The sequence below is a fragment of the Luteitalea sp. TBR-22 genome, assembly GCF_016865485.1.
GTDB lineage: Bacteria > Acidobacteriota > Vicinamibacteria > Vicinamibacterales > Vicinamibacteraceae > Luteitalea.
Genome location: NZ_AP024452.1, coordinates 83,341 through 109,312 on the forward strand (window position 1 = coordinate 83,341; position 25,972 = coordinate 109,312).

General features: G+C 69.7%; 21 protein-coding genes and 1 tRNA gene. 14 read left to right on the forward strand and 8 right to left on the reverse strand.

The window, feature by feature from the left end; translation table 11 throughout:
• Nucleotides 1-63 precede the first annotated feature (63 nt).
• Nucleotides 64-1,719, forward strand: a complete 1,656-nt coding sequence (locus TBR22_RS00345) for a GMC oxidoreductase (RefSeq protein ID WP_239490958.1) — start codon at nucleotides 64-66, stop codon at nucleotides 1,717-1,719.
• Between the two features lie 287 nt (nucleotides 1,720-2,006).
• On the forward strand, nucleotides 2,007-4,661 hold the full coding sequence (locus TBR22_RS00350; protein ID WP_239490959.1) for a TonB-dependent receptor: 2,655 nt from the start codon (nucleotides 2,007-2,009) through the stop codon (nucleotides 4,659-4,661).
• Nucleotides 4,662-4,844: 183 nt separating this feature from the next.
• On the opposite strand, the gene TBR22_RS00355 is transcribed toward TBR22_RS00350, so the two are convergent.
• Entirely contained in the window at nucleotides 4,845-5,594 is a 750-nt protein-coding gene (locus TBR22_RS00355; RefSeq protein ID WP_239490960.1) for an SDR family oxidoreductase, read from the reverse strand.
• A gap of 63 nt (nucleotides 5,595-5,657) precedes the next feature.
• Here TBR22_RS00355 and TBR22_RS00360 point away from each other — a divergent pair, with 63 nt between their 5' ends.
• Complete coding sequence (locus TBR22_RS00360; protein WP_239490961.1) at nucleotides 5,658-6,386, forward strand: DNA alkylation repair protein; 729 nt, start codon at nucleotides 5,658-5,660, stop codon at nucleotides 6,384-6,386.
• Here TBR22_RS00360 and TBR22_RS00365 read toward each other — a convergent pair.
• Nucleotides 6,383-6,943 (reverse strand): dihydrofolate reductase family protein, encoded by a 561-nt coding sequence (locus TBR22_RS00365; protein ID WP_239490962.1) that lies wholly within the window; start codon nucleotides 6,941-6,943, stop codon nucleotides 6,383-6,385. The two genes, TBR22_RS00360 and TBR22_RS00365, sit on opposite strands and share 4 nt — an antisense overlap.
• Before the next feature lie 94 nt (nucleotides 6,944-7,037).
• On the opposite strand from TBR22_RS00365, the gene TBR22_RS00370 reads away from it, so the two are divergent.
• From TBR22_RS00370 to TBR22_RS00405, 8 genes are all read left to right on the forward strand, one after another.
• On the forward strand, nucleotides 7,038-8,099 hold the full coding sequence (locus tag TBR22_RS00370) for an alpha/beta fold hydrolase (RefSeq protein ID WP_239490963.1): 1,062 nt from the start codon (nucleotides 7,038-7,040) through the stop codon (nucleotides 8,097-8,099).
• Nucleotides 8,100-8,191: 92 nt separating this feature from the next.
• Nucleotides 8,192-8,265: transfer RNA gene (locus tag TBR22_RS00375), tRNA-Gln, on the forward strand.
• Between the two features lie 411 nt (nucleotides 8,266-8,676).
• Nucleotides 8,677-9,255, forward strand: a complete 579-nt coding sequence (locus TBR22_RS00380; protein WP_239490964.1) for a plasmid pRiA4b ORF-3 family protein — start codon at nucleotides 8,677-8,679, stop codon at nucleotides 9,253-9,255.
• A gap of 173 nt (nucleotides 9,256-9,428) precedes the next feature.
• Nucleotides 9,429-10,811 carry a serine hydrolase gene (locus TBR22_RS00385; RefSeq protein ID WP_239490965.1) on the forward strand — a complete coding sequence of 461 codons (1,383 nt, stop codon included), beginning with the start codon at nucleotides 9,429-9,431 and terminating at the stop codon, nucleotides 10,809-10,811.
• A gap of 1 nt (nucleotide 10,812) precedes the next feature.
• Complete coding sequence (locus TBR22_RS00390) at nucleotides 10,813-11,490, forward strand: response regulator transcription factor (protein WP_239490966.1); 678 nt, start codon at nucleotides 10,813-10,815, stop codon at nucleotides 11,488-11,490.
• The gene (locus tag TBR22_RS00395) at nucleotides 11,483-12,973 is read left to right on the forward strand and encodes a cell wall metabolism sensor histidine kinase WalK (RefSeq protein WP_239490967.1); all 1,491 of its coding nucleotides are present in this window, start codon (nucleotides 11,483-11,485) and stop codon (nucleotides 12,971-12,973) included. The genes TBR22_RS00390 and TBR22_RS00395 overlap by 8 nt, the downstream gene beginning before the upstream one ends.
• A gap of 268 nt (nucleotides 12,974-13,241) precedes the next feature.
• Entirely contained in the window at nucleotides 13,242-14,159 is a 918-nt protein-coding gene (locus TBR22_RS00400) for a helix-turn-helix transcriptional regulator (RefSeq protein ID WP_239490968.1), read from the forward strand.
• 90 nt (nucleotides 14,160-14,249) lie between these two features.
• Nucleotides 14,250-15,131: an alpha/beta hydrolase gene (locus TBR22_RS00405; protein WP_239490969.1), complete on the forward strand. Its 882-nt coding sequence runs from the start codon at nucleotides 14,250-14,252 to the stop codon at nucleotides 15,129-15,131.
• Nucleotides 15,132-15,276: 145 nt separating this feature from the next.
• Here the strand turns inward: TBR22_RS00405 and TBR22_RS00410 are convergent, their stop codons facing one another.
• The gene (locus TBR22_RS00410) at nucleotides 15,277-15,837 is read right to left on the reverse strand and encodes a TetR/AcrR family transcriptional regulator C-terminal domain-containing protein (protein ID WP_239490970.1); all 561 of its coding nucleotides are present in this window, start codon (nucleotides 15,835-15,837) and stop codon (nucleotides 15,277-15,279) included.
• A 115-nt stretch (nucleotides 15,838-15,952) separates the two neighbouring features.
• Nucleotides 15,953-16,885 (reverse strand): DUF808 domain-containing protein, encoded by a 933-nt coding sequence (locus TBR22_RS00415; RefSeq protein ID WP_239490971.1) that lies wholly within the window; start codon nucleotides 16,883-16,885, stop codon nucleotides 15,953-15,955.
• A gap of 283 nt (nucleotides 16,886-17,168) precedes the next feature.
• On the opposite strand from TBR22_RS00415, the gene TBR22_RS00420 reads away from it, so the two are divergent.
• A complete protein-coding gene (locus TBR22_RS00420) occupies nucleotides 17,169-18,125 on the forward strand; it encodes a hypothetical protein (RefSeq protein WP_239490972.1) in 957 nt (318 codons plus the stop codon).
• A 219-nt stretch (nucleotides 18,126-18,344) separates the two neighbouring features.
• Here the strand turns inward: TBR22_RS00420 and TBR22_RS00425 are convergent, their stop codons facing one another.
• Nucleotides 18,345-19,133, reverse strand: a complete 789-nt coding sequence (locus TBR22_RS00425; RefSeq protein ID WP_239490973.1) for a HAMP domain-containing sensor histidine kinase — start codon at nucleotides 19,131-19,133, stop codon at nucleotides 18,345-18,347.
• Between the two features lie 181 nt (nucleotides 19,134-19,314).
• Nucleotides 19,315-21,747: a hypothetical protein gene (locus TBR22_RS00430; protein ID WP_239490974.1), complete on the reverse strand. Its 2,433-nt coding sequence runs from the start codon at nucleotides 21,745-21,747 to the stop codon at nucleotides 19,315-19,317.
• 365 nt (nucleotides 21,748-22,112) lie between these two features.
• Here TBR22_RS00430 and TBR22_RS00435 point away from each other — a divergent pair, with 365 nt between their 5' ends.
• Both TBR22_RS00435 and TBR22_RS00440 read left to right on the forward strand, forming a co-directional pair.
• Nucleotides 22,113-22,637 carry a hypothetical protein gene (locus TBR22_RS00435; RefSeq protein WP_239490975.1) on the forward strand — a complete coding sequence of 175 codons (525 nt, stop codon included), beginning with the start codon at nucleotides 22,113-22,115 and terminating at the stop codon, nucleotides 22,635-22,637.
• A 3-nt stretch (nucleotides 22,638-22,640) separates the two neighbouring features.
• Nucleotides 22,641-23,441, forward strand: coding sequence for a hypothetical protein (locus TBR22_RS00440; RefSeq protein ID WP_239490976.1), 801 nt, complete (start codon nucleotides 22,641-22,643; stop codon nucleotides 23,439-23,441).
• Between the two features lie 20 nt (nucleotides 23,442-23,461).
• Here TBR22_RS00440 and TBR22_RS00445 read toward each other — a convergent pair whose 3' ends face one another.
• Together TBR22_RS00445 and TBR22_RS00450 are read right to left on the reverse strand one after the other, a co-directional pair.
• Nucleotides 23,462-24,487 (reverse strand): sigma-54-dependent Fis family transcriptional regulator, encoded by a 1,026-nt coding sequence (locus TBR22_RS00445; RefSeq protein WP_239490977.1) that lies wholly within the window; start codon nucleotides 24,485-24,487, stop codon nucleotides 23,462-23,464.
• A gap of 80 nt (nucleotides 24,488-24,567) precedes the next feature.
• Nucleotides 24,568-25,971, reverse strand: coding sequence for a sigma-54-dependent Fis family transcriptional regulator (locus tag TBR22_RS00450; protein WP_239490978.1), 1,404 nt, complete (start codon nucleotides 25,969-25,971; stop codon nucleotides 24,568-24,570).
• Nucleotide 25,972: the final 1 nt, after the last annotated feature.

Consider the following 25,972-nt stretch of genomic DNA (forward strand, 5'->3'; position numbering starts at 1 on the left):
ACGACACCAGGGCGTAGCAGCCGACCTTCAGGTCGGCTGGCAGGGTCGGCGTAGAATCCCCCCGTGCACATCCAGGCGGCTCAGAAGGTGTACCCCGTGATTGTCGTCGGCTCCGGCGCCTCCGGAGGAATGGCCGCGTGGAACCTCACGCGGCAGGGCGTCGACGTGCTGATGCTCGACGCCGGCGAGAAGTTCGACCGCGCCACGTACTGGACCCACGTGAGCCCCTGGGAAGCACGGGCGCGGCGAGCGCGTGGAGAGCAGCCCCCGCCGTTCCAGCTGAGCACGAAGGAGCAGCCGTACCTCACCGGCGAGGGGCAGGACTTCGAGCTGATCCGCGTGTGGGGGCTCGGCGGCAAGACGAACATCTGGGGCCGCGTGTCGCTGCGCTACAGCGAGATGGACTTCCGCGCCGGCGAACGCGATGGCTGGGACATCCCCTGGCCGATCCACTACAGCGACGTGGCGCCGTACTACGACAAGGTCGATCAGCTCATCGGCGTATGCGGTGGTGACGACGACTACGACTCACTGCCGGGAAGCAAGCACTTCCTCCCGCCACCGGCGATGCGATGCGCGGAGGTGGCCATCTCGCGCGCCGGTGAGCGACTGCGCATGCCGTTCGTCAGGATCAGGCGCGCCGTGAAGACCGTGGCGCACAACGGCTTCCCGGCGTGCCATCACTGCGGGCAATGCGGCCGCGGCTGCGACACCGCCTCGTTCTTCTGCTCGGCCGACCACCTGATCCCCGACGCCCTGAAGACCGGCAAGCTCGAGATCCGATCCAACGCCGTCGTGGCGCGCATCCTCGTCGACGACAACGGGCTTGCGAAGGGCGTGCAGTACTTCGACCGGAAGACCGGCGCCGAGCGGCAGGTGCTCGGCAAGGTCGTGGTGATGGGCGCCAGCTGCGTGGACACGACGCGCATCCTGCTCAACTCGACATCGCGCCAGCATCCCAACGGCATCGGCAACGGCAACGACGTCATCGGCCGCTACCTGTGCGAGCAGGTGCGCTTCCATGCCCGCGGCTTCATGCCGTCGCTGTACGGGTCGGCGACGCGCGACGACCGCGGCATCGGCGGCGAGCACACCTACATGCCGCGCTTCAACCACCGCGACGGCCATCGGCGCACCGGCTACATCCGCGGCTTCGGCATGCAGATGTGGAACACCGGCTGCAGCGCCGAGGGCGCCGGGCACGTCGCCGGCAGGCTGGGCGGCTTCGGCGCGGGCTTCAAGAAGGAGGTACGGCGGCGCTACCCGGCGTGGGTGGAGATGCACCCGTACGGCGAGGTGCTGCCGTACCGCGACAACCGCATCACCGTGGACCCCTCACGCACCGACCGCTACGGCGTGCCGCTGCTGAAAATCGACTATCGCATCCGCGAGAACGAGCGGACGATGCTCGAGCACATGTGCGACAGCGTCGAGGCGCTGGCAAAGGAAGCCGGCATCGAGCTGGTCGACTACAAGCGCGGCGCGGTGGATCGCAATGGCTCGGCGATCCACGAGCACGGCACCTGCCGCATGGGCGACGACCCGAAGCGATCGGCCCTCGACAGGTTCAACCGCATGCACGAGGTGAAGAACCTGTTCGTCGTCGACGGCTCGTCGTTCACCAGCGCGTCGGAGAAGAACCCCACCATCACCATCCTGGCCATCGCCTGGCGGGCGACTGACTATCTGGCCGAGGAGATGAAGCGGGGGAATCTGTAACGTTTAACGTTTGACGTTTGACGTTTGGCGGTTAACGCTTGACGTTGCCGCGATGACGCCGGGCGCCGCAAAACCCCTTCCGGTCCGTAGCCGTCGGCTTTGGCCGACGGTCAGTGACGCCTCACTTCGCGTCGGGCGAGCCCGACGCCTACGAACCGGCGGGTCGCCGAGGGCCGACCGACGACGGCCGTCCGTGCCACTTTGTCACTTGCTGTGCCGAGCGCGACATCACGTCATGCCGCAATCTTGGGGTGCCGGCAGGCGATGCCGATGTTTATGCTGGACCCATGCGCCGCCTCGTCGAGCCCCAAGGGCGTGCACCCCGCTGCTTCCTCGCGACCTGTTTCGCGGCCCTCGTCGCCGTCGCCGTCCCGGCAGCCGGCCAGGTCCCGCAGTCACCGCCGACCAGCGAGCACGAGCCCGCCCGGGAGGCCCTCGGCCACCTGCTGATCATTGCCAAGGACGCGCAAGGCGGCCGCCTGCCCGGCGCCACCATCGTCTTCTCCAGCCCGGGCGCCGACCCGGTGAGCGGCAACCCGCGGGTGCTGGTCACCGACGCGTCTGGGGAGGCTTCGCTCGACATCGCGCCCGGTGAGTACCGGCTCGTCGTCGAGCTGCCGGGCTTCGAGCCTGCCACCGTCGAGGCGATCGTCAGGGCGGGCGAGACCGCCGAGTCTACCGCCACGTTGTCCCTCGGCGGGTACGCCGAGCAGGTCTCGGTGAAGGCGCAGCCCGAAGTCTTCGTGCCACCCACCAGCGACGGCCAGATCGAGACGCTGAGCGCCCAGGAGATCGACCAGCTCCCCGACGATCCGGAAGAGCTCGCGTTCGCCATCGAGGCGCTCGCCGGCGCGGGAGCCGAGATCCGCGTGAACGGGTTCCAGGGCGGGGCGCTGCCCCCGAAGAACCAGATCCAGGTCGTGCGTATCCGCAAGGACCCCTACAGCACCGACAGCATGGGCGCCGGGCAGGTGCGCGTCGAGATCATCACGCGGCCCGGTGGCTCCCTGTGGAGCCACGAGGTCAACGCCGGCTATCGCGACCAGTCGATCGACGCCCGCCCGCCGTTCTCCACCGTGCAGCCGGAGGGGCAGACCCGTCGCCTCAGCTGGAGCTTCAACGGCCCGGTGGTGAAGGGCACCTCGTCGCTCTCCGGCCGGCTGTCGATGCGCGATGCCTACGACGCCCAAGCCATCATCGCGACCGGCGCGCCGACGACCTTCCCGTCACTGGTGAACTCCGAGTACCGCCGGGTCGAGGGCGAGGCACGCTACGAGCACGCGCTGACGCGCACGCAGACCCTGCGCGCCGAGTACCAGGGCTGGGACGCCGCGGGCGACAACCTGGGCGTCGGCGAGTTCGAGCTGCCCGAGCGCGCCTTCAGCGACGACAGCCGCGGTCACATCACGCGCCTCTCGGCGGTCGGCACGATCGGCCGGCACTTCCTCAACGACGTCCGCTTCGAGTACGTCGACATCACCAATGCCGTCTCGTCGCTCAGTGAGGCCGTCGGGATCAACGTGCCCAACGCGTTCCGCGCCGGCGGCGCGCAGCGTGCCGGCGGCCGCCGCGACCGGGAAATCGAGATCGCGCAGACGGTCGACCTGATCAGCAGCGCCCGCCACAAGGTCCGCTTCGGCTTCGAGACCGAGCTCGGGTGGACCCGGTCGGACCGCATCGACAACTACGTCGGCACGTTCACGTTCGCGAGCCTGGCCGACTACGACGCCCTCCGCCCCCAGCAGTTCACCCGGCGCGTCGGCAACCCGCTGATCGAGTACGACCGGCAGGAGTTCAGCTGGTTCGCCTACGACGAGGTCGAGCTGCGCGAGGGCCTGCGCTTCGGGTTCGGCTTCCGCCACGACTGGCAGTCGCTGGTGAAGGACGGCGACAACTTCGCGCCGCGCGCCAGCCTGTCGTGGACGCCGCAGGCGCACAAGAAGACGACGCTCACCGCCGGCGTCGGCGTCTTCAACGAGTGGTACCAGCCATGGGTGTACGAGCAGTCGCTGCTGCTCGACGGCATCCGGCAGCGCGACTTCATCGTGCGCGACCCCGGCTACCCCGACCCGCTCGACGGCGGCGGGCTCGCCGCGCTGCCCCCACCCAGCATCGTCAGGGCCTACGACGACGACCTGGCGATGCAGTACGCGACGCGCGGGTCGATCGGCATCGAGCACCGGTTCTCGCAGCAACTGCGCGTGCAGTTGAACGTGTACGGGCAGGCGGTCGAGGATCGCCTGCGCTCCTACAACGCCAACGCGCCCTTGAACGGCGTTTTCCCCGATCCGGCGTACGACCGCATCACGCAGGTCGAGGCGTCGGGGCGCGCCCGCTCGGCGGGCTTCGACTCGAGCGTCAGGCTGTCGCGGCAGGACGGCAAGGCGTCCGGGCTCCTGCGCTACCAGTACGGGCAGGCGTGGAACGACTCGGACGGCCCGACGACGCTGCCGGCCGACAGCCGGGACATGGACGCGGAGTGGGGCCCGGCGTCGTGGGACGTGCGGCACCGCATCTTCGGCTTCGTGCGCATGGAACTGCCGCACGGGCTGCGCGCCAATGCCTGGGGCGACGTCGCATCGGGCGCGCCGTACACGATTCGCACCGGCTTCGACGACAACGGCGACACGGTGTTCACCGACCGGCCGGCTGGCGTCGGACGCAACACGGAGCGCGGGACCTGGCAGCACACGCTGAACCTGCGCATCGGCTGGAAGCCGGACTTCTGGCAGTCGGCGCCGCCGGCGCCGTCCGGGGCGGGCAGCGCGCCCGCGCCGTCGACCGCCCCGCGTGGGGTCGAGTTCTACGCGCAGGCCTGGAACGTGCTCAACGAGACCAACTTCACGCGCTTCTCGGGCGTGATGACGTCGCCGTACTTCATGCAGCCCACCGCCGCCGCCCCGGCCCGCCGCTTCGACTTCGGCACGCGGGTGTTCTTCTAAGCCGCGCGGATCGGGTTCGCGGATCGGGGATCGCGAATCGCGGATCGGGAATCGGGGATCGGGGATCGGGATCGCGGATCGCGGATCCGTAGCCGTCGACATCGCAAGAGCCTTCCGTAGCCGTCGACATTCATGTCGACGGTCAGCGATCATTCACGGCATCGCCGCCCCGCGGCGCTTCGCCTACCTCCCGCCGCTGACGTCGAGCAGCGCGCCGGTCACGTAGCTCGCTTCGTCGGACAGCAGCCACAGGATCGCGCTCGCGACCTCCTCGACGTGCCCGCCGCGCTGCATCGGGATGAAGTGCTTCAGGCGCTCGATGCGGTTCGGCTCGCCGCCGCTGGCGTGAATCTCGGTGTGGATCGGGCCCGGGCGCACGCCGTTGACGCGGATGCCCTCGGTAGCCACCTCGCGGGCCAGGCCGACAGTCATCGAGTCGAGCGCGCCTTTCGAGGCCGCGTAGTCGATGTACTCGCGGGCGCCGCCGATCAAGCTGGCCATCGATCCGACGTTGACGATGGCGCCGCCGGTGCCGCCGTGCAGGGTGGACATCCGCAACACGGCCTCTCGCGCGCACACGAAGGCGCCGATCACGTTGGTCGCGAGCACGCGCGTCCAGCGACGCACGTCCATCTGGTCGAGTCGCATCTGCGGCTCGAGGATGCCCGCGTTGTTGACGAGTGCGGTGAGCCGACCGAACCGACGATCGACCTCCGCGAACACGCGCAGGACGTCGTCTTCGCGCGCCACGTCGGCCTGCAGGGCGATCGCCGTGCCGCCGGCCGCCTCGATCTCGGTGACCAGCGCATCCGCGGTCGCCGAACGCTCGAGGTACGTGAATGCGACGCGGTAGCCACGCGCCGCGGCCAGCCTGGCCGTGGCCGCGCCGATGCCGCGACTGCCGCCGGTGATGAGCAGGACGGGAGAAGACATGACGGCAGCACTGTACCGAATGCGGGCGGCCGGTGCGCCGTGGCGGCGTAGGATGCCAGTGCCATGGCCGGATCCCGCCCGCCGAGTCCTCCCGCCCCGCCGCTCGGTGAGATCATGCGCGCCCTCGAGGCGCTGGCCACCCCGCGCGACCTCGCCAACCTGCCGCGGTTCGGCATCACGGCTTCGAATCCGCTCGGGGTGTCGATGGCCAACGTGCACAAGGTGGCGCGGCAGGTCGGGCGCGACCACGCGACGGCCGTCGCGCTCTGGGAGACCGGTGTCTACGAGGCGCGATTGCTGGCGGCCCAGGTGGACGACCCCGCGCGCGTCACGGTGTCGCAGATGAACCGGTGGTGCCGCGACTTCGACAACTGGGGCGTGTGCGACACGTTGTGCTTCACGCTCTTCGATCGCACACCGCACGCCTGGGGGCGGGTCGATCGGTGGGCCGGGGCTCGCCAGGAGTTCGTCCGCCGGGCCGCGTTCGCCTTGCTGGCCAGCCTGGCCCTGCACGACAAGGCGGCCCCGGACGCGCCGTTCCTCGACCGCCTGCCGCTCATCGTCGCGGCGGCCGACGACGATCGTCCCCTCGTGCGCAAGGGGGTGAGCTGGGCGCTGCGCGCGATTGGACGACGGAATGCGCGGCTCCACGCCGCGGCGCTCGCGGTGGCACGGCGACTGGCGGCCGATGCCGACGCCGGCAGCCGATGGGTCGGCAAGGATGCGGCCCGCGAGTTGACCGGCCCCATCGTCGCCCGCCTGTTGCAGCGGCGGGCGACGAAGAAGCGCTAGCCGGGCGTGTTGGCGGCCGGCACCACGTCGTAGGTCAGCAGCACCGTGCCGGTGCCCGAGTAGAGCTGAGAGGCGCGCAGCGCCAGTTTCATCCGATTGCCCCTGGGCATCAGCGGGATGCCCGAACCGAGAAGCACCGGGATCACGGCGATCTCGACGACATCGACGAGGTGCGCGTCGGCGAGTTGCCGGAAGAGCGCGCCGCCGCCGAACAGCCAGATGTCGCCGCCGGGCTCCCGCTTCAGTCGCGCGACGACCGCTGCGGGATCCTCGGCCGTCACGGTGACGTTCGGGTGTGCCGCCGGATCGAGCGTGCGCGAGAACACGATGGTCGGCTTGCCGTACACGCCGCCTTCCGAGACGCCGCCCTCGTGGCGGAGCATCACGTCGTAGGTGAGGCGACCCATGACCAGGGTGTCGAAGCGGGCGACCAGGGCGGTGAAGTCGATGTCGGGATCCATCGGGATCCAGTCGTAGCCGCCGTCCTCGGTGGCGATGAATCCGTCGAGGCTCGAGGCGACCTGGTAGACGACGCGTCGCAGGGGAGTCGTGGACATGCGAGGAGAGTCTACGGTGGCGCGAGTCGCCCGGTTCGCTCTGCCGTATCTCCGCCATGGCGCTCATTTCCGGCATTCCTGAGTACCATCCCCCATGCTCGTCCGTACCCTGATCGTCCTGTTCCTGCTGGTGCGCGTCGCATCGGCCCAGGCCCCGGTGTTCACCGAGGGCGATTTCGTCATCCGCGACTTCCGGTTCGACTCCGGCGAGGTGCTCCCGGAGCTCCGGCTGCACTACCGCACCGTGGGCACGCCGCAGCGCGATGCGGCCGGCAAGGTGCGCAACGCGGTCATCGTGATGCACGGCACCGGCGGCACCGGGGCGCAGTTCGTCGGGCCGACGTTCGCCGGTGAGCTGTTCGGGCCGGGCCAGCCGCTCGACGCGGCGAAGTTCTACGTGGTCATGCCCGACGCGATCGGGCACGGCAAGTCGAGCAAGCCGAGCGACGGCCGGCGCGCGAAGTTCCCACGCTATGGCTACGGCGACATGGTGCGGGCGCAGTACCGGCTGATGACCGAGGGGCTCGGCGCGGGCCGGCTGCGGCTCGTGATGGGCACGTCGATGGGCGGCATGCACACGTGGCTCTGGGGGCAGCGGTATCCGGACGCGATGGACGCGCTGATGCCGCTGGCGAGCCTGCCCGACCAGGTCTCGGCGCGCAACCGGGCGTGGCGGCGCGTCGCCATCGACGCCATCCGCACCGATCCGGAGTGGAAGGGCGGGGACTACGCGGCGCAGCCCCGCGGGCTCCGCACCGTCGCTCAGATGCTCTGGCTGATGAGCAGCAACCCGGTGATCCGGTTGAAGCAGGCGCCGACGCTGGCCGACGCCGACCGGGTGCTCGACGAGTACGTGGTCGCATACGTGAAGGCCAACGACGCCAACGACGTGCTGTACGCGATCGAGGCGTCGCGCGACTACGACCCGAAGCCGGGGCTCGACAGGATCGTGGCGCCGCTGGTGGCGATCAACTCGGCCGACGACATCATCAACCCGCCGGAGCTCGGCGTCCTCGAGCGCGAAATCGGTCGGGTCAAGGGCGGCAAGGCGGTCGTGCTGCCCCTGAGCGAGAAGACGGCGGGGCATGGCACCCACACGCTGGCGGCGGTGTGGAAGGAGCACCTGGTGGCGCTGCTGGCCGCGACGGCGCGGTGAGGGGGGGCGGGGGCAGGCCGGGGCGGGGGGTTGCCGGATCCGGCCGGTTCTGGCTACACTACGGGTTCCTCCTGGGCGTTCGCGCCCTGTGCTGGGAGGTCGTTCAACGGTAGGACACCGCGCTCTGGACGCGGTTATCGGGGTTCGAATCCCTGCCTCCCAGCCAAACTTCCTCGCTTCGCTCGTCGTTTGGCTGGTCGGCATGCCTTCAGGCGTGGCCGCACTCGCGTACCGCTCGTCCGGCCACGCTCGAATCCCTGCCCTGAGACTACGGCCAGCCGTGCCGCCGGCTCAGCCGTCGTGTTGACCTTGTGCGCCGCTGTCGCGACCTGACCCTGGCGCCTCCGTCGACGTGCCCTTGTACGTCGCCGTCGACACCTGACCTGGGCCGTAGCCGTCGACCTTCAGGTCGACGGTCGGTGATACCCCCCGGACGCTCTCTCCTCGCTCGTAGCAGCAGGACCTGTCCCGTGGAGGACATCGCTCCTAGCTGCGACGGTACAGTGGGTCCTGCATGGCCAGACTCACCCTCGTGACTCCGCCGTCCAGGCCCGGCGCCCGGCGCTCGCCTTCGTCGATGCATCAGTTCCTGGCCGTCGTGGCGGAGAGCGACCCGCTGATCTGGCGGCGCATCCAGGTAGCGCACGCCGCCTCGTGGTGGGACCTCCACGTGGCGTTGCAGGACGCGTTCGCGTGGGAGGACAGGCACCTGCACGAGTTCCATCTCGGGGGCGGCAGGCGTGGCGAGCGTCTGCGCGTCGGGTTGCCATTCGAGGACGATGCCATCATCCCTGGATGGGAACGGCTTCTCACGCCCGACATCGAGGCCGGCCTGCAGACATGCCTGTACCTGTACGACTTCGGCGACGACTGGCGCGTGTCGCTCACGTACGAACAACGCGTCGCTCCCGACGCGTCCTTTCGATGGTCGCGGTGTGTCGCCGGCGCGTGCGCGGCGCCCCTCGAGGACTCCGGCGGCATCCATGGGTACTACGACACGTTGGCCGCGGCGAAGGACCAGCGCCATCCGCTGCACCGAGACGTCAAGGACTGGGTGCCGAAGGGGTTCGACCCGACACACTTCGACCCGCGCGAGGTCGTCGTCAGCGATCCCAGGCGGCGCCTGAAGGCACTGCTGGCGGGCATGAAGCGCTGAGGGACCGCCCCCTCGAGTATCCCGGCGCCGACGTGCCGTCCCCGAACGTCCCGACCCTCCCGCCGGCCCCTACAAACGCCTGGTCACACCGACCGCGCGTTGGCGCCGGTCGGGGCCCCACGTCGGTCGGCGCCTTCATCATTCCTTAGCAACCGCGCCCTAGACTGGCGCGCATGCTGAACCGACTCGCGAAGCTCCTGGCGTTCCTCGTCATGGTCGGCGCCCTCGGCCACACCGCCCTGGCGCGCCAGGGCGGGCCCCGCCCCGAGGTCCGCGCGCACATCGACGCCTTCGTGTCAGCGTTGAACGGCACCGCCGATCAATGGGAACGCATGGCGACGGCACACTTCGCCCCCTCGCTGCTCGAGGCGCGTCCGGCGCAAGAGCGCCGGGCGATGCACGACCGACTGCGTGCGGACTTCGGCACGATCTCGGTGGGCGCGGTGACGCGCGACGGCCCGGACGCGCCATTGCGGCTTGCGGTCACAGGGAGCAAGGGGCAGAAGGGCGTGATCGAGCTGACGCTGGAGTCGGCCGCACCCTTCCGAATCGCCGGCATCGGCATCGACGTCGGCCGGGCCGCTGATCGCGGCGGAGACCTTCCTCCGGTCCCCATCAACGGCAAGATGACCAACGGGGAGCTCGCGCGCGCGCTCGATGCGTACCTGGCGAGGCTCACCGCCGCCGACGTGTTCTCGGGTGTCGCGCTCGTCGCCAGGAGCGGCGAGCCCGTGTTCCACCGCGCCTACGGCCTCGCCGACCGGTCCAACGCGATTCCGAACACGACGCGCACACGCTTCAACCTGGGGTCGATCAACAAGATCTTCACGCAGACGGCGATCGAGCAGCTGATCGCCCAGGGCAGGATCACACGTGGCACGACGCTCGGGTCGGTGCTCCAGGATCATCCGCAGGAGGTCACCCGGGCCGCGACCATCGATCAGCTGCTCGAGCACACAGCGGGAGTGCCCGACTTCTTCGGGGAAGAGTTCGGCAACACGCCCAAGGCGCGCTTCCGCAGCAATGCCGACTACTACCAGTTCGTCGCGTCCAGGCCGCCGCTCTTCGCGCCAGGCGCGCGCAACCAGTACTGCAACGGCTGCTACATCACGCTCGGACAGGTCATCGCGAAGGTGTCCGGCCGGAGCTACGAGGACTACGTCACGGAGCACATCTTCCGCGTCGCGGGCATGACGGGTGCCGGGATGCTGCAGTCGGACGCCATCGTTCCCGACGTCGCGCAGGGCTACACGCGCCGCGATGGGCCCTTGCGGAGCAACGTGTTCATGCGTGGCGCCTCGGGCAGCGCGGCCGGTGGCGGCTACGCAACTGCCGCGGACCTGCTCGCGTTCGACACGGCCATGAAGGCCGGTAAGCTCCTCGATCCGGCGCGGGTCGCCACCTTCTATGCCGGCCGGGGCATCGCCGGCGGCGCACCGGGCACCAATGCCGTGATGGAGTCGGGTCCCATCTGGACGGTCATCGTCCTCACCAACCTCGACCCCGATGCGGGAGAATCGATCGGGGTGGCCATTTCGGCCGCGCTGCGACACTGACGTGATTCTGCTGGTCGAGGACGATCGGATCGTCTCGGACACGCTCGCGCACTACCTGACGCAGGCCGGATTCGCGGTGGAGTGCACCGCCGACGGCCGTCACGGGCTGGCGCGCGCCCTGACGCCCGACGTGCGGCTCGTCATCCTCGACCTCATGTTGCCGGGCATGAACGGCCGCGAGATCTGCCGCGAGATTCGCGCGCTGTCACGCGTCCCGATCATGATGCTGACCGCCCGCACGTCCGAGGACGATCGGGTGACCGGCCTCGAACTGGGTGCCGACGACTACGTCGCCAAGCCGTTCAGCCCGCGCGAGGTCGTCGCGCGCGTGCAGGCGCTGCTCCGTCGCGCCGGCGAAGGGGCGACTGCCGCGGCCGAGCCGCTGCGCCTCGGCCCGATCGCCATCGACACCTGGGCTCGCCAGGTGCGCGTCAGCGGGCAGGCCGTGCCGCTCACGCCGACCGAGTTCCGCCTCGTGTCGGCCCTGGCCTCGTCTCCGGGCCGCGTCTTCACGCGCGACGAACTCGTCGGGCGCGTGCTCGGCGCAGACTTCGAGGGCACCGATCGCACCGTGGACGTGCACGTCACCAACGTGCGCCGCAAGCTGCCGGCCGGATGCGTCCTCATCGTCACGGTTCACGGCATCGGCTATCGCCTCGCGTCGACCGACGATGCCTGAGGGCCTGCGTGTGCTGCGGCCGGTCTCGAGCCTCCAGGCCCGCCTGATGCTGGCAACCTGCGTCCTTGCCGTCGCGGCGGTGATCGCCGTCGCGTTCGCCGCCCGCCTTGGCACGCGCCGCGAGTTCGTGAAGTTGCGCAAGGACCTCGCCTTGTCGGCGGCACGCGTCCCCTCCACCGATCCCGCGGCGCCCGCCGCCATCCTGGAGGGCACCTGTTGCGGTGCCGAGCGTCTCGCGACCGCGGCGACGCTGCTCCAGCCCCGCGAAGTGCTCGTCGTCTTCGACCCGGAAGGGCGACAGGTCGCGATCACCGCTGGCACGGTTGCCGCTGCCATGCGTGAGCTCCAGGTGACCGTCACCGGCGACGTGCTCACGCTGAGTGCGCTCAGCGAAAAGGGCGCCGCGCTCGAGCACCTCGTGCTTCAGTACCGCCGACCGCCGACATCGGTGACGCTCGCCGACGGTCGACGCGCGCGCCTGTACGTGCTTCCCGTGCCGACGCCAGAACCGTCGAGCGCGGAGGTCTTCCTCCAGTCCGTTGATCGCCGGCTGGTGCTGGCCACGGCGCTCATCGGGATCCTGGCGGTCGCCACGACCTGGCTGGTCACGCGGCGCGCCTTGCGGCCGGTGCGAGCGTTGCAGGAGGCGGCCCGCGCAATCGCCCGCGGGGACTTCACGGCGCGCGTCTCGACCGCCGGTCCCGACGAGTTGGCCGAACTCGCTCGCGGCTTCAACACCATGGCCGGCGAGCTGCAGCGGCAGAAGGCGCTGCGGGAACGCCTGGTACACGACGTGGTCCACGAGCTTCGGACGCCGTTGACCGGCCTGCGCTGCCGGATCGAGTCGATGGTCGATGGCATGGCGCCGGACCCGCGGCTGGCGCTGGAGGGCGCGAGCGAAGACGTGAGCCACCTGACTCGGCTGGTGGGCGACCTGCACGAGATCTCGTTGGCCGAAGCGAACGAGCTTCGGCTGGACGTCGGCCAGGTCGACGTTGGCCCCTTGCTCGCCTCCGCCGTGCGCGGCACGGCGCTCGACGGCGATCCGCGCCTGCAAACGGAAGGCGGCGACGGTCTCGTGGTGCGCGCTGACCCCGTACGCGCCCGGCAGGTGGTGATGAACCTCCTGACCAACGCCTCGCGTCACACGCCGGCCGGCGGCTCGATGGTCCTCAGCGCCACAGGGCAGGACCGAGAGGTCCACATCGAGGTGCGTAATACCGGCAGCACCCTCACCGACGATCAGCTCGCGCACGTGTTCGATCGCTTCTACCGCGTCGATCCATCGCGACAGCGCTCCACCGGCGGCACCGGGCTGGGCCTGGCCATCGTCAGGACGCTCGTCAACGCGCAGGGCGGGCGCGTGTGGGCCAGCGCCACGGCAGACAGCGTGACCGTCGGCTTCGCGTTACCGATGGGGTCGGATTCCGCTGCCAGCGGCGACCGACCGTCGCCATCCGCTGGCGACGACGTCGAGGATTGATGACTCGAGAGGTTCCGACGCGGCGTCCTTCGATGCGGCGGGCCCCGAACTCGTCGGCCTCCAGGTCCAGGCCCAGCTCTACCTTGAGCCTGCGCGACGCGCCGTAGAACGCGATTTCGAACTGAATCTTTCAGCTGCCCATTCGCCATGTCCGGCACCGCGATTCACTGTCGCTGAGTCGGCCCCGTTCCCTCCCCGACGGTCGCCCTCTTGGGGCCGTCTCAAGTCCAGTACACTGCGCGTCTGGTCGAACGGGGAGCGTATGGACATGTCCACGTCGCGAAGTCTGGTGCCATTCGTCGATGCCCGCTCGCGGCGGCGCGTCCATCCCCTGAATCACGCGGTGGTCCAGCACTCGAGCAGGGACCTTGGCTGGAGCGGCCTCCACGTCGAGCTCGCCTCTCACGACGGCTGGGAGGTTGATGACGTGCAGGTCGACGCTCCCTATCTCGCCCTGAACATGGACGCGCAGGCGCTGGTCATCGAACGAAAGGTAGGCTCCGTCTTTCGGAAAGAAGTTGTGCCCCCAGGCACCCTTGTCATTCATCCAGTGGGTGAGTCGTTCTCGTTCCGCGTGGCGCAAGGATCGCGCTGGGGCGGCGTGGTCCTTGCCCCGAGACTCGTCGAGCTGACGCTCGGAGGCCGGCTCGACATGCCCGCGGCATTCGGGGCCCGCGACCCGCAGGTCGTGTCCATCGTCAACGCGCTCGTGGACGAGACGGTGACCGGCGGCCCGACCGGGGCTTTGTATGCCGAGCATCTCGGCGCGGCGCTGGCGCTGCGCCTGGCGGCCTGCCACGCGACGGGGCGAATGGGTCCTCGTTCGTCGCGTGGCGGCATCACACCGCAGCGTCTGCGGCGAATCGAAGACTACGTTGATGCGCACCTGGAGCGTCGCCTCTCGCTCGAGGAGCTGGCGGCGTTGGCAGAGCTCAGCCTGAGTCACTTCGCCCGTCAGTTCAAGGTGACGACAGGCAAGGCACCTCACGAGTACGTGCTCCACCGCCGACTGGAGCGCGCACGACAGATGCTCCTTCAGACTGCGGCCCCCGTGTCGGAGATCTCGGTCGACTGCGGCTTCTCGGATCCCTCGCATCTCGTCCGCGCGTTCCGGCGCCGCTTCGGTGTCACGCCCGGGCAATGGCGTTCGCACGGCGGGCGGGTCAGGTCAGTCCCCGGGGATTGAAGGGCAAGCCCATTCCAGAGGCAGCAGGTCGCTTCCATGCCACTTGCCGTGTGGGCGCGTACTCTCGCCTGCGTGCATGGAGGCCAGAACGTGGAGCGCGTGACGTTTCAAAGCGGGTCCGAAACGTTGGTAGGACAGCTATACCTACCGTCGAAGGTGGATGGGCGTCTGGACAGCGTTGTCCTGATAGGCCCGATGACATTCCAGAAGGAGCAGGCGCCGACCGCGTATGCGTGGCGGCTCGCGGCGGCCGGATTCGCCGCGCTCGTCTTCGATCCGCGATTCCGCGGGGAGAGCGGCGGGCAACCCCGATGCTGGGAAGATCCCGTGGCCAAGGTGGAGGACGTGCGCAGCGCCGTGTCCTTCCTCGCGACACAGCCGTCGACGATGGCCGGACGCGTGGCTGGTCTCGGGATCTGCCAGGGCTCGTCCGCGATGCTGGTTGCGGCAGCCGAGGACGGCCGCATCGCCGCCCTCGCGACCGTGGCCGGTCACTACAGGGATCACGACGGCGATGTCGCGTGGCTCGGCGACGCAGGCCTCGAGCAGCGTAAAGCCCGCGGCCGGGAAGCCAAGGCACAGTTCCTGGCCGGTGGCGCAGTCCAGTACGTCGCGGCGGTCGATCCGACCGACCCGACGGTCGGCATGCCAGGGAAGTTCGTCTGGGATTGGTACCACCACTGGGCCGATCGCGGGCAGTGGGAGAACCGGTACGCGGTGATGAGCGACGATGACCTCCTCGCCTTCGAGTCGATCACCGCGGCTCGTTCACTGCAGACGCCATGGCTGATGATCCACAGCGACCAGAGCTTCCTGCCGCAGGCGGCACGCCGGCACTTCGACGCCGCACCGGCTGTGCACAAGCAGCTCTCCTGGGAGGGCCAGACCCCGCACCTGGCGTACTACGACCAGGATGACCTGATCGACGCGACCGTCGACAAGATTGTCGCGTACTTCAGGCGGCACTTGTAGAGGCGCAACGTCACGAGGTCTCTCCAGGGCGCCGTGCATACGCACACGGTCCAGCCCTCGAGCACGCGGACCAGCGGCCCACTCGCGAGGTCGGGGTAGGTCGGGACGTCGCCGACGGTGCCCAGGCGAGGCGTTGTCGCCGGCGTCAGTCGGCGCGCGACGTATCGAGCAGTCGCTCGAGGCCGTCGAGCAGCAGCTCCAGCCCGAACCCGATGTCCATCAGCCCATCGTACGAGCCGTCGGCCACCTGCTCGGACATCTCGCGCATGTACGGATACGGTTCCAGCATCGGCAGGAAGTGCGCCGCGGCGCCGGCGTACTCCTCGGGCTCGAACGGGAACTTCTGTTCGTGCAGCGTGAACCCGTAGACGTAGCAGTCGAGGGCGTTCCACGCGCGATCGGCCAACGCGATCGAGAAGCCCGCCTGGCGTAGACAACCGACGGTGGCATCGATGTAGTGCAGCATCGCCGGGCTGACGTTGATCCGTGACATGAGCAGGGCCGTGGCCCACGGGTGACGCCGCAGGACGGCATGGGCCGACATGGCCCGGCGTCGCATGGCGTCCTTCCAGTGCACGCCAGGCTCGGGTGCCTCGATCTCCATCACGACCCGTTCGACCATGCCGTCGAGGAGGTCGTCGCGATTGGCCACGTGGTGGTAGAGCGACATCGCCTCTACCTTCAGCGCCACGGCCAGCTTCCGCATCGACAGCCAGGGTGTCGAGCCGTGGCCGCGCCCGGCCTCGGAGGAGGTTGGTCGCGGCAGATGGCAGCCACCGACGCGACCTGGAACCACGGTTCCGTGCCGTGCGAATTCCTACTCAGTGCTTCCCCGGTGCCGCGATAGCCGCGACGCGCGCGACCACCCAGCCGATCGCCAGGCCCACCACACCAGCCGCCGTCGCGTCGATCAGCCAGGTGACGACGCCCGACGCGGCGCCGAGTGGCGCGCCGGCGTGCGACGCGAATTCGTGGATCGCGTGCGGAATCGTGCCGAGACCGTACTCCTCCAGCCCGTGCAGGAGGATGCCGCCGCCCACCCAGAGCATCGCCAGCATCCCCACGAAGGACAACGTCTTCAACAGCACCGGCATCGCCCGCACGATCCCCACGCCGAGCGAGCGGACGGCGGCGCTCTCGCCTTCCGCCGCGAGATGGATCCCGGCGTCGTCGGCCTTGACGATGAGCGCCACCGCGCCGTACACCGCCGCAGTCACCACCAGGCCCACCAGGCCCATCACCACGGCCTTGTTGAGGAGCGACGGGGTGGTGACCGACGCCAGGGTGAGCGCCATGATCTCGGCCGACAGGATGAAGTCGGTGCGGATCGCGCTGGCGACCGTGGCGCCCTCGTCGACCGGCCCCTTAGCCGTCGCCCCCGGCGCCGGAGCAGGCGCAGGGTGCAGCAGGTGGTGCACCTTCTCGTAGCCCTCGAAGCACAGGTACGCGCCGCCGACCATCAGCAGCGGCGTGATCGCCCAGGGCGCAAATGCGCTGAGCACCAGCGCGCCTGGCAGCAGATACAGCGTCTTGTTCTTGAGCGAACCCCACGCGATCTTCGCGATGATCGGCAGCTCACGCGCCGCGGCGGATCCGACCACATACCGGGGCGTGACGGCGGCGTCGTCGATGACGATGCCGGCGGTCTTCTTGCCGGCCTTCAGTGCCTGCAGCGCGACGTCGTCGAGCGAGCCGGCGGCCACTTTCGCGATTGCTGCGATGTCGTCGAGGAGGGCGAAGAAACCGGATGCCATGCAACTCCCGATGCGCGTGAAGTGATGTGGCGTGGCGACGGTCACGCCGTGGGCGATCGCTCGACCAGCACCCGCCCGTGCCTCGGGGACCGTCAGGCACGCGGGCCCGAGCGTCGGGCCGAGACTCTGGCCATGATAAGCGGCATGCGGTCGGCGACGTCCCTTCGGGCTACCATCCAGGGCTCCGCTGCCGTGATCGGCCCGTCACGACGGTCCTGACCGCGCAGGTCCCGGAGAGTCCTGACCTCACGACACGCCCTGGCCGAGCCGCCACCCGACAGACATGACCACCACTCGCACCGCTGCCATGCTGCTCGTCCTGCTGCTCACGGCCGCGCCCGTCGCGATCGCGCAGGCGCCGCCCGCCGTTCGGATTCGCATCGACCCGACGTCGACGCTCGAGTCACGGGTCGGCCCGACGGACCCATCGGTGCTGAAGATGTTCGCCGACGCAGGGATGCCGACGCCCATCGCGCATACGCTCACCGACGTCGAGCGCCAGGCATTGGCGCGGGCGTTCGCAGTGCTGCCGCCGGTGCACCAGCGCGTCCTGCGCGAACGCCTGCGGCGCCTCAGCTTCCTCGACGGGATGCCCAACACGGCGCTCACCTCCACGGTCGACACCGAGGCGGGCACTCCCGCGTTCGACCTGACGATTCGCGCCGGCGTGTTGCGCGAGACCGTGTCGGAGTTCCTCACGACCAAGGAGCGCACCTGCTTCGACTTCAGCGGCTCCGATCGGACCGTGGCGGTGGAGGCGGGCACGCTCGATGCCATCGTGTACGTCCTGCTTCATGAAGCGACGCACATGGTTGACGGCGCGATGGGACTCACCCCCCGTGAAGCCGCGCCTCGGGCCAGCGAGGGCGCGCTGCTGACCACCGGCGTGTGGACCGACAGGCTGACCATCGCGGGTCCGTATGCGAACCCGCTGCTCGACGGGCTGGCCTATCGCCGAGGCGGTCGTCCGGTGGCGGCGTCCGACGCGCACGAGGTGTACGCCGCGCTGCGGCGCACGCCCTTCGCATCGTTGTACGGCAGCAGCAACTGGCACGACGATGTGGCCGAGCTCGTGGCATGGCACCACCTCACGAGTCGCTTGAAGCAGCCGTATCGCATTCTCGTGCGCGAACGCGGGCATGACGTGCTGGTGTACGAGCCCATGGCGTCGCCGCTGGTCCAGCGGCGGCTACGGTTGCTGCCGTCGATGTACGACGCTCCGCAAGGCCATGGAAACTGAGACTGGCCACGCCGACGTGGCGACGGAGAGTGAAGACGCACGCCGAGTACGCGTGGCTGCCGTACGAGACCTGCCTCGAGCGCATGCACCGCCGGGGCCTGAAGGGACGGGCTGCGGGCGGCGTCCAGGACGGCCATCGACACGCCAGAAGCACGAAGCCCGGCACGGGGCCGGGCTTCTGATGCTGACTGGATGTGCCTACGCCTTGCGTCGTCGGACTCAGATGAAGCGGGTGCCTGATTCGGATGACGCGTACGGGATGCGGTACGAGTAGCACGCGCCACCACCGGCCTGCGCTTCGAACCACAGTTGCCCGCCCATGCGTCCGAGCAGTTCGCTCGCGATGGAGAGTCCGAACATCGACGCGCCGTCGTCGGGGGGCTCCTGGAGGGCTGCGGCGCTCGGTCGTCGCACGTCCGACGCTCGATCGTGGCAGTGCCCGGCATCGCAGACGCTACAGACGACGCCGCCAGGACCAGTGACCAGCTGCACGAGGACGATGCCATCTTCCCGCGAGTGACTGAGGGCCTGCGAGAGCAGGTTGTCGGCGAGCACGGCGATCGCCACGCGGTCGCCCCAGACCGGCGGGACGTTGTCCGCCGATCTGTAGACGATGCCGATGCGCTTCCGCTCCGCCCCGCTCGCGTAGTAGTCACAGGCGCGCTTCATGAGCCTGGCGATGTCGACGGCCTCGAAGCGCAGCGGGAACTTGCCGGGCGGCGACACCTGCAACAACCGGCCCAACGTGTGCTGCATGAGGTTGCCGAGGTGCCGAAGACCGGCGATCCAGATCGGCACCTCCGGGTCCGGATGCTCCTTGAGCGTGTCGGCCAGCAGATCGAGGGTGGCGTTGCCGACCGACAGATAGCTCGTGAGCGCGTGCGCCATCAGGCCCGAGGTGGACGGGTCACCGACCGGAATGCGGTCGAGTTCCTCGAGCGCGTCGGCAAGGTGGGCGACCGCAACCTCGATCGCCCCGATGGCGGCCGAACGGGCCTCTGTCGTCATCAGACGTCTCCTCGCGTCCGCGCCGCGTGCGTCGACAGGACGTGGCGTGGCACGGTGCGTGTCGAGGCCTCACCGATGCTGCCCGCTGCGGGCCGGCCTGCCGGGCGATCGGTGGGCCGTGCCTGGAGGTGCGGTCGGCGTGCCGGCTGCCAACGCCGTCGCCGCGCAGACCAGGCAGTGCTCAGCGCCGTCGCCCACCACCGCCGCGACGCATGCCACCGCCGTAGCTGCCGTAACTGCCGCTGCGCGGCACGCTGCTGCCGCCGCTCCTGTAGCTGCCCTGGTCGCGCGTCCGTTGGCTACCCTCGGCCCTCGCCCGCGCGTCACGATCGAGCTGGCTGGTGGTGGCGCGATCGGCGGGCGCCGGGGACGGGCTCGTCTCGGGTCGGGTGGTCCGCGGCTGCTGGTCGGGGCGGGGCCCCGGCTGCCTGTCGGTGTTCGACCAGTCGCCGTTGTCGTACTTCTGCCATGTGCCGTCCTGGCGACGATAGACGTTGCCATCCCGACCGGCATACACGTCGCCGCTGCTGCCGACGCCCACCGCGCCCTGATCGCCGCGCCGCGTGATTGCCGCGCCATCGTCGGTCCGGATCGTCCGGGTGGTGGTGCCGGTACGACGGTTCGTATAGCGCTGGGTGGCCGCCCAGTCGTCACCGCGCTGGACCGCCGTCGATCCCCAGCTGCCGTAGACGTTCGATCCCTGGCGCGTCCCGGCGTACGTCCCGGTCCGAGGGTTGTAGGCGTGAGCAACCCCACGCGCGCCGTAGGGACCATAGGCTGCGGCGCCGCGCGCATAGGTGCCGGTGCGCGGGTTGTAGCGCGCACCAACGCCGGCCCCGCCATAGGGTCCGTAGACCGCGGCGCTGCGCCCATAGGCACCGGTCCACGGGTTGTACCAGGCGGAGTACCCGTAGGTGGGGAAGTGCGGGTAGTAGTACGGATACATCCCGCCGTACCCCCAGTACGGCGGGTAGTACCAGCCGGTCCCCCAGACCGCGCAGCCCCACGCCACCATCATGCCGGTGTATCCGGCCGCCGCGGCAAACACCACCCAGTCATCGTCATCGTCGTCCTCGACGGTGACGTAGGTGACGTGGTGCGCGGGCGAACTCGCGGGAATCTGGTAGATCGCCTCCGGCACCGACTCGGCGACCTGCCACGGACCGGTCGCGGTCTTGCCGACGAACCACACGCCCTGGTAGCACATGTAGTAGGCATCGCCGACCTTGAACACGTCCTTGTCCGTGTTCACGGCGCGCGTCACCGTCGTCTTCTCGATCGGCGCGAACTGCGCCGCGTCGCCGTTGTAGGTCACCTCGGGTGCCACCAGCGTCTTCTTGTTGACGCGAGCCGTCTCCGGGACCGACGCGAGCAGGACCGCCTCGGCTGCCTGATCGGTGCCCGGCACCGACGCCAGGACGCGCGAGCGCTCGTGCTCGAGCGGGATCTTCTTGAAGTCCTCCGGCAACGACGGCGTCGCGAACGACCATGGTCCGCTGAAGTCCGGCGCCGAGAACCAGCGGCCTGCGACGAGGTAGTACACAGTGCCGGCCTTGCCCACCCGGAAGACGTCGCTCTCGGTGTTGCTGACCCACAGCAGCTGCGACGCGCCGGGGACGGCGACGTAGCGGGGCGCGCCGGTCAGCAGAATCAGCTCGCCTGGTGTGGTGGCCAGGAACACCTTCGGCGCCGCGGTGAGCTTTCGCCCCGGCAGCGCCGCCTTCACCTGAGCCCAGTTCTGGTCGGCCGGCAACTTCCCGAAGCTGCTCGGCAGGGTGCCCGCAGGCAGCCAGGGACCCTTGATGTCGGTCGAGGTGAGCCACGCGTCGTCGTTGCGGAGGTAGAGCGTCTTCGTGGGCGTGTGCTGAAAGAGGTCCCAGTTGGTGTTGACCACGTACTTCAGGTCGTTGTCCTTGATGGGACTCCAGATCGGATCGCCGTCGAGGTTGACCACCACCGCCGGGGTCGTGCTGAAGAAGATGGTCGGCGGGTCGGCCTTGAGGCCCTCGACGTTCCTGGGCACCACCTGGCTCTTGTCGATGTACGCCAGCACGCGGTCGAGCGCGATGACCCGCTCGTCGTTCGGGATCGCCTTCTCGATCGCCGCCGTCAGATCCCGCACCTGCTCCCTGGGAAGCGTCTGGAAGTTCGCCTCGGCGATGTCGATCGGGTCGAACTTGACCAGACGGTCGGACACCGAGGCGCGCGTCCTCGCCTCGAGTCGAATCGTTCCCAGGACCGGCTTGCCGGTGGCCTGTGCCGACGCCCGGTAGGCCACTGCGCTGTAGGCCACCATCTGTCGCTGGTCTCGCCAGCTCGCGATCTGCGGTTGGTACACCACGATGCTGCCGCCGCTCGCGAGCGGGTAGGTGCGCGGCCAGCCGCCGTCGATTGACGTCGCGTCGGCGGCGCCGGTCCCGGGCGGACGCGTCGCGGCGGCTGCACCCGTCGGCGGCCTCTGCCCCGCGCCCTGTGCGCCCGCTGCGACGGCCGTCGAACGTGTGGGCGTGGGCGGCGATTGCGCCGCAGCGACAATCAGCATCGAGGGATCGAGCAGGAGGCTGACTGCGGCCACAGCGGCTACGGCGGATTCGGCGGGCTTCTTTCGACGCATGTCGCAGTCCTCGATGTCGTTGTCGAGGAAGGCATGAGCATGGACCGTGCCCGGACCGGCTCCGGGACCGGGCTGGGTCGCAGGCCGCGTCAGCGCCGTGATTTCCCTCACCGGGCGCGTCGAGGCCGTGCGGCACCATGCGTCCCGGCTCCGCTGAACCGGAGCTTCTACGACATGCCGGACGTGGGCCGTCGCGGCCACGCGCGCGAGGCGCCTGTCGCGATGGCGGCAGGACGACGCCACTGTCATGGAGGTCGGCAACCGTCACGCAACGTCATCGGACGCTCGATCCGCAGGCGGGCAACGGCTCGCGGCTTGCACTGGCTCCTCGTGTCAGAGAGACTGCCACCGACAGGAGGTGGGGTATGCCCATGAAGAACGCGTGGCTGGTCATCGCGCTGCTGCTCGCGCCGGCGCCGGCCGTGGCGCAGGCCGGGGGCTCGGCCCAGGCAGCCGCGGGGTCTGCCGACAAGGCGTTGAACCTCAGCGCCTACGCCGAGCTCCTGCGCAGCGACGTGCGTGCCCAGAAGGTCGCGATCCTCACCGAGGTGATGGGCTTCACTCCGGAAGAGGACGCGGCATTCTGGCCCATCTACCGGGAATATGAAGCCGACATGGCGCGGCTCGGTGACGAGCGGCTGGCCAACATCCAGCAGTTCGCGACCACCTTCGACACGCTCACCGAGGATGGCGCCGCACGGATCGCGGCAAAGGCAATCGACCTCGACGCGCGCCGCAGCGCCGCACTGGCGCGCTGCCACGACAAGGTGAAGTCCGCCCTGTCGGCGCGGACGGCGCTACGTTTCCTGCAGGTCGAGCACCAGCTGCAACTGCTGATCGACCTGCAGATTGCCGCCTCACTGCCGGTCGCCCCCATCGTCAAGGAGTGAACGATGCCCAGCCGAACGATCCACGTGCTCGCGATGATGCTCGCGGCAGTCGGCAGCGTGTGCCTCCACGCCGACAGCGTCAAGCTGAGGTCCGGCAAGCTGATCGAGGGCGTCTTCGTCGGCGCCGACAGCCGCAGCGTGCGCCTGTTGCTCGATGACGGCACCGTCAGCGAGATCCCGATCACCGAGGCAGCCTCGGTGACCTTCGATTCGCGCAAGACGAGCGGGTCGCCGGCGCCGGCGCCGCGCACGACAGCGCCGGCCAGGCCCGCGGCCGCCCCGAAAGCCGCTGCCGCCCCCGCCCGCACAGTGCCCGCGGGCACGCCCATCAACGTCCGCCTCACGCAGGCAATCGATGTGGACGTCTCGCGCGCCGGCCAGAACTTCAAGGGCATCGTCGACGACCCCGTGATGGTGAACGGCGTGATCGTGATCCCTCGCGGCGCGTCTGCCTTCCTGCAGGCCGTGCAGGTCTCGCAGTCCGGCGCCATGAAGGGGAGCGACAAGATCACGCTGAAGCTCAATGCCGTCGGCTTCGGCGGGATGGTGTACGAGGTGACGAGCGCCTATGTCGAGACCAAGGGCAAGGGCGAGGGGCGGCGCACGGCCCGCAAGATCGGCGGTGGCGCCGGATTGGGTGCCATCGTCGGCGGCATCGCGGGCGGCGGGGAAGGGGCGGCCATCGGCGCGGCCATCGGCGGGGTGACCGGCGCCGCGGTCTCGTCAGGTGGCGAGGAGCACCTCAAGATCCCCGCCGAGACCCGCGTCCAGTTCCAGTTGACCGCGGCCGTCACCATCACGTGAGGCGACGTCCGGGCGCGGGCTCACGGGACTTTCGGGCGGAACAGTCCCAGCCTCGCCATGCGGGTCTCGAGTGTGGTGGGCGGCAGCCCGAGTTGCTCGGCCGCTCCGCCGGTGCCGCGAATGCGCCAGTTGACGCTGTCCAGCACCGAGCGGATGTGGTCCCGCTGGACGTCCACCAGTCGCTCGCTGCGCCTGCCGCTATGGGCGCGCGCCGCCGGCACGGGCACGACCAGGCGGCCGCCGTCCGACAGCACCATCGCGCGCTCGACGATGTTGCGCAACTCGCGGACGTTGCCGGGCCAGGAGTGCCGCTGGAGGGCCTCGATCGTCGCCGCCGCGATGGTCGGCGTCGGTCGCCCCAGTGCCTGAGCGATCTCGGCGACGAAGTGCGCCACGAGCGCAGGAATGTCGTCGGGGCGCTCGCGAAGCGGCGGCACCCGCACCGGGAAGACGTTCAGCCGATAGAACAGGTCCTCGCGGAACGCTCCCTCGGCCACCCGGGACTGGAGATCGTGGTGGGTCGCGGCGACGATCCGCACGTTCACCGGTATCCGAGCGGCGCTGCCAAGCCGCTCGATCGCTCGTTCCTCGAAGACCCGGAGCAACTTCACCTGCACTTCGGCCGGCAGGTCGCCGATCTCGTCGAGGAAGAGCGTCGACCCCTCGGCTGCCTCGAACCGCCCGATCTGCCGGGTCAGCGCATCGGTGAACGCTCCGCGCTCGTGGCCGAACAGTTCGCTCTCGATCAGCGTCGCCGGGATGGCGGCGCAGTTCACGCGCACCATGGGGCGATGGCGCCTCGCGCTCGACTGGTGAATCAGCTCCGCAAAACGCTCCTTGCCGGTGCCGGTCTCACCGAGCAACAGCACCGTCGAGTCGGTCTGCGCCACCTGCGCGATCAGCGTGCGCACCGCACAAAGGGCGTCGCTGCTGCCGACGATGGCGCGCGCGCCTGTCGCCGGCAGGGCGACCAGTGCGGCAGACCGGTCGGCGCCATGCGGGGCGATCGGCGTCGCACCGTCTGCACGGTCCAGAGTCGTGTCCATGTTGTCAGTCCCCTTGCCCTGTCGACCGGTCTCGCGATGATGTGCTGGTCATCGAGCACCTGACGTGCCCACCCTGTCGTTCAGCTCTCCCTGGGCCGACGAAGTCCCAGCCTGGCCATCCGGGTCTCGAGCGTCGTCGGCTTCAGCGCCAACCGCTCGGCCGCGCCTCCAGCGCCCCGGATGCGCCAGCGCGCACTCTCGAGCACGCTGTGGATGTGCGCACGCTCCACGTCCACCAGCCTGGCACTGCGCCGCGGCGTCGTCGGAGTGACGGCGGGAAGCGGGATCGTCAGTCGCCGCCCGGTCGCGACGATCATCGCGCGTTCGACCAGGTTGCGGAGCTCGCGCAGGTTGCCGGGCCAGTGGTACTGCTGGAGCGCCGCCAGGCAGTCCTGGTCGATCGCGTCGATGCGCTTGCCGAAGGCCCTGGAGAACTCCTCGACCATGTGCCACACCAGTGCGGGCACGTCCTCGGTCCGCTCTCGCAACGGCGGGACGTGGATCGGGAAGACGTTCAGCCGGTAGTACAGGTCTTCCCGGAACAGGCCGGCCTGGACGCGTTGTTCGAGGTTCCGGTGGGTGGCGGCGATGATGCGAGTGTCGACCGCGATCGGGCGCGAGCTGCCAAGTCGCTCGATGGTCCGCTCCTCGAGCACACGCAGCAGCTTGACCTGCACGTCGTGGGGCAGGTCGCCGATCTCGTCGAGGAAGATCGTGGACGTGTCGGCCAGCTCGAACCGACCTACCTGGCGGGCCAGGGCACCCGTGAACGCGCCCTTCTCGCGGCCGAACAGCTCGCATTCGATGAGGGTCGCCGGGATCGCGCCGCAGTTCACCCGGACCATCGCCCGGCCGCGCCGCGCGCTCTGCTCGTGGATCGCGGTGGCGAACAGCTCCTTGCCGGTGCCCGTCTCGCCGAGCAGGAGCACCGTGGAGTCGGTCGCGGCGACCTGCCGCGCCTGGTTGACGACCCGCTGGGCGACGGCGCTCTGGCCGATGATGCGGCTCGCACCCGAGTGCCGTCGACCCTCACGAGCCAGGGGCACGTGCTCGGTTGTCTCGTTCACCTCCCATGTCGGGTGGTCCACGCGCGCCGGGCGACCGGCCGCCCCGATGTGCAGGCGGTCGTTCAGGTCGGCCACCGACATCCGCGAGACGACGCCAGACTCGCCGGGCAGCGGCTCGAGGCGAACCTCGATGGCCAGGAGCGTGCCCTCACGGTGCCGCCCGAGCATCTCGCGCCGCGTCTCGACGGCCAGCCCGTCGGCGCCCGCGAGCGCCTGCCGGACGATCGATCCCATGCCTGGTGGGAACAGCAGATCGACCGGCCGGCCCACGAGTTCCTCGCGCGAGTAGCCGAACATTCGTCCGAGCGCCTCGCTGGCGTCGACGACCGTCCCGTCCGCGTGGGCCAGCAGCACCGGGGCCGGCGCGGTCGCCACCCCTGATGGTCGCTGCTCGAGCCGCTCCAGAGACCGCGGCAAG

Bases quoted from the DNA above. Each gene is read 5' to 3' on its own strand.
- TBR22_RS00440 (WP_239490976.1), top strand. From the start codon at position 22,641: ATGCCCAGCCGAACGATCCACGTGCTCGCGATGATGCTCGCGGCAGTC.
- TBR22_RS00425 (WP_239490973.1), bottom strand. From the start codon at position 19,133: ATGACGACAGAGGCCCGTTCGGCCGCCATCGGGGCGATCGAGGTTGCG.
- TBR22_RS00365 (WP_239490962.1), bottom strand. From the start codon at position 6,943: ATGTCCACGACTCCCCTGCGACGCGTCGTCTACCAGGTCGCCTCGAGC.
- TBR22_RS00430 (WP_239490974.1), bottom strand. From the start codon at position 21,747: ATGCGTCGAAAGAAGCCCGCCGAATCCGCCGTAGCCGCTGTGGCCGCA.
- TBR22_RS00385 (WP_239490965.1), top strand. From the start codon at position 9,429: ATGCTGAACCGACTCGCGAAGCTCCTGGCGTTCCTCGTCATGGTCGGC.
- TBR22_RS00355 (WP_239490960.1), bottom strand. From the start codon at position 5,594: ATGTCTTCTCCCGTCCTGCTCATCACCGGCGGCAGTCGCGGCATCGGC.
- TBR22_RS00380 (WP_239490964.1), top strand. From the start codon at position 8,677: ATGCATCAGTTCCTGGCCGTCGTGGCGGAGAGCGACCCGCTGATCTGG.
- TBR22_RS00370 (WP_239490963.1), top strand. From the start codon at position 7,038: ATGCTCGTCCGTACCCTGATCGTCCTGTTCCTGCTGGTGCGCGTCGCA.
- TBR22_RS00360 (WP_239490961.1), top strand. From the start codon at position 5,658: ATGGCCGGATCCCGCCCGCCGAGTCCTCCCGCCCCGCCGCTCGGTGAG.
- TBR22_RS00395 (WP_239490967.1), top strand. From the start codon at position 11,483: ATGCCTGAGGGCCTGCGTGTGCTGCGGCCGGTCTCGAGCCTCCAGGCC.
- TBR22_RS00410 (WP_239490970.1), bottom strand. From the start codon at position 15,837: ATGCGGAAGCTGGCCGTGGCGCTGAAGGTAGAGGCGATGTCGCTCTAC.
- TBR22_RS00420 (WP_239490972.1), top strand. From the start codon at position 17,169: ATGACCACCACTCGCACCGCTGCCATGCTGCTCGTCCTGCTGCTCACG.
- TBR22_RS00350 (WP_239490959.1), top strand. From the start codon at position 2,007: ATGCGCCGCCTCGTCGAGCCCCAAGGGCGTGCACCCCGCTGCTTCCTC.
- TBR22_RS00445 (WP_239490977.1), bottom strand. From the start codon at position 24,487: ATGGACACGACTCTGGACCGTGCAGACGGTGCGACGCCGATCGCCCCG.
- TBR22_RS00400 (WP_239490968.1), top strand. From the start codon at position 13,242: ATGTCCACGTCGCGAAGTCTGGTGCCATTCGTCGATGCCCGCTCGCGG.
- TBR22_RS00435 (WP_239490975.1), top strand. From the start codon at position 22,113: ATGCCCATGAAGAACGCGTGGCTGGTCATCGCGCTGCTGCTCGCGCCG.
- TBR22_RS00415 (WP_239490971.1), bottom strand. From the start codon at position 16,885: ATGGCATCCGGTTTCTTCGCCCTCCTCGACGACATCGCAGCAATCGCG.